The sequence below is a fragment of the Psychrobacter sp. genome, assembly GCF_030457785.1.
Lineage (GTDB): Bacteria > Pseudomonadota > Gammaproteobacteria > Pseudomonadales > Moraxellaceae > Psychrobacter.
This window is the reverse complement of the sequence record NZ_JAKDUI010000277.1, coordinates 1-2522: the sequence shown is the minus strand read 5'-3', so window position 1 is coordinate 2522 and position 2522 is coordinate 1. Positions and strand designations below refer to the sequence as shown.

Here is a 2522-nt window from a genome sequence, read left to right as displayed (position 1 = left end):
ATCTGACTTGTGTGTATGAATGGACATGAGTAGTCCAAACCCAGCCATCAGAGTAACAATGGCGGTGCCACCGTAGCTGATAAATGGCAATGGTACACCAACCACAGGTAACAAACCTCCAACCATACCAACATTTACGAATATGTAAACGAAGAACGACATAGCGATAGCGCCTGCTAGTAACCTGCTGTAGGTGTCAGGATGGGTAAAGGCAATATACAAGGCGCGAGCCAGTAAACAACAGTATATGAACATTAATAGCAAGACACCAACCAAGCCAAACTCTTCAGAAAAAGCGGCAATAATAAAATCAGTATGACCCTCAGGTAAAAAGTGTAGATGTGACTGCGTACCTTCTAAATAACCTTTGCCTGTGAGCCCTCCAGAACCAATGGCTGTTTTTGATTGGATGATATTCCAGCCAGCACCCTGAACGTCAGCCTCAGGGTTTAGTAGGGTGAGTACACGAGTACGCTGATAGTCATGTAATAAAAAGTTCCAAGCAAAAGCAATTAGGGGTACTGCTAGTATGGCAGCAGCCGAAATCAGACGCCAAGATAGACCAGCTAAAAACAGGACAAAAATACCACTGGCTGCCACTAGTAATGACGTCCCAAGGTCAGGCTCTTTGGCTATCAATATGACAGGAACAATTATCAATAACAGCGTGATGGCGATGCTAGCGGCAGACGGAGGCAGTTCACGTTTGGACAAAAACCAAGCACACATCATAGGCATGCCCAGTTTCATAAATTCCGAGGGCTGCACACTGCCAAATCCTGGCAGATTGATCCAGCGTTGAGCGCCCATGCGCACTTCACCAATGAGATCAACCAGTACTAAAAGTATGAGCCCCAACACGTAAAATACGGGTGTGAAGACGCGATAGACGTTGGGCGGTATCTGCGCCATAGTAAACATAACTGCGAAAGCCACACCATAGCTGACCATTTGTCGTATAACCATACCAACATCTTGGTTTGCGGCACTATAGAGAATAGTCAAGCCAATACAGCACACTGCTAACAGTACAAGGGTTAGCCATGGATCGACATGGATTCGTTGCCATAGTTTTGGCGTATTATCTTGACCCAGATGATGGCTCTGACGTGAGAAACGATACTGCAGGTTAGTAGACATAGGCAAAAAGTGGCTAGTTATTAGGTAAAAAGAAAGCCGTATCTGAAAAATCGACGTCAAAATTAATTTTTAGATGATAGCGCTTTGTGAACATAGAAGCTTATATGTCATAAGGTCACATAATTATGAAAATTATAAGGATAAGTGTTACTTACGGATATATGCACTTCATTTAGAAGCGATAGTTTAGCTTGCTTGTCAAAAATTTGATAGTATCGATAAAACGTTTTTAGTGGTATATTTTTGCAATGATGATTACAAAAAACCGTGTGTCTAAGCAGCTTCATAAGCCTGTTATTGCACTAATTCTGTCTAGCAGCATCTATGCTCATGCCGCTATTGTAAGTGATGATAGCGAACGCCGTATTGAGGTGCGGAGCGGCAGCAGTGCTGATAATAGCAACGCTTATATCAGACCATCCTCAAACAATACCGGTCACAGACCTGGTGTTACTATGCTAGATGGAGCAAATGCTGCAAGTAGCGATAGTATGCAAGGGCTGATAGCGCAAAAACAACAAAGCTTTTCTCTCAAGTCGGGTGTGTCTATACAAGAAAACAAACGCGTCAATATGAATCAGCGTGACTTTGCTCATAGCCGCACAGGAAGTAATACCAGATATAACACGGCGAATAATACTCATAACAGTGCTTACAGTGATTTTTCCAGTATGGATTTTAATGCCTGGTTGAATACTAATAGATATCGCGCCACGCAGGTGACTGAATATCGAAATTATTTAAGCGCCCGCGTTGGTTCGCAAAATGTACCACCATTATCCCAATTACTAAAGACCGCTCGTAGTTGGCATCAGTGCGGTTATGAGCCTTATGAGCTGCCACCGCAGGAATTATGGGCGAACATTGTGCCAACACTACGTCTGTATAGCGAGTTAAAGAATCAAGGCGTGTTGCCGGCAAGCAGTGAAATACGCTCAGTATATCGCAATCCAGGTCTAAATCGCTGTGCTGGTGGTGCTAGTAGCAGCAAGCATATGAATGCTAGCGCAATAGATATTTGGGTTCCTGAATATCAAGATGATTTATGGCGACTGAGCACCATGCAAGATGGTCTATGTCAGTTCTGGCAATATCAAGGTGAAGCACATCAATTTGGTCTAGGATTGTACGCCACTGGCGCTATTCATCTAGATACTGACGGTTATAGGAAATGGGGATTTCATCATGCAAGCAGTAGCTCTTCTTGCCGCTACTAATGTGAAGGATGTAAAGAGTTGGTTCTTGTTTAAACCGATAATTGTTTAACTATAAAAATAAATACCAGCTAACTCGAATAAAGTGATTTTATAGCGTTATAATGGTGCTTCTTTTTTAACATTTTACCGCAGAAATCCCCTACCTCTAAGGTAGTGGGATGAATG

2 protein-coding genes are annotated in these 2522 nt (G+C 42.8%); one reads left to right on the top strand and one right to left on the bottom strand.

Annotation, left to right across the window (positions count from 1 at the left end; all coding sequences use genetic code 11):
• On the bottom strand, positions 1-1140 hold a 1140-nt coding region (gene rodA / locus L0J61_RS10500; RefSeq protein WP_301466387.1), incomplete at its 3' end, for a rod shape-determining protein RodA.
• Between the two features lie 248 nt (positions 1141-1388).
• Here rodA and L0J61_RS10495 point away from each other — a divergent pair.
• Positions 1389-2357: a D-Ala-D-Ala carboxypeptidase family metallohydrolase gene (locus L0J61_RS10495; protein WP_301466386.1), complete on the top strand. Its 969-nt coding sequence runs from the start codon at positions 1389-1391 to the stop codon at positions 2355-2357.
• Positions 2358-2522 lie beyond the last annotated feature (165 nt).

Excerpts from the sequence above, each read along its gene's own strand:
- L0J61_RS10495 (WP_301466386.1), top strand. The coding sequence starts at position 1,389 with ATGATGATTACAAAAAACCGTGTGTCTAAGCAGCTTCATAAGCCTGTT.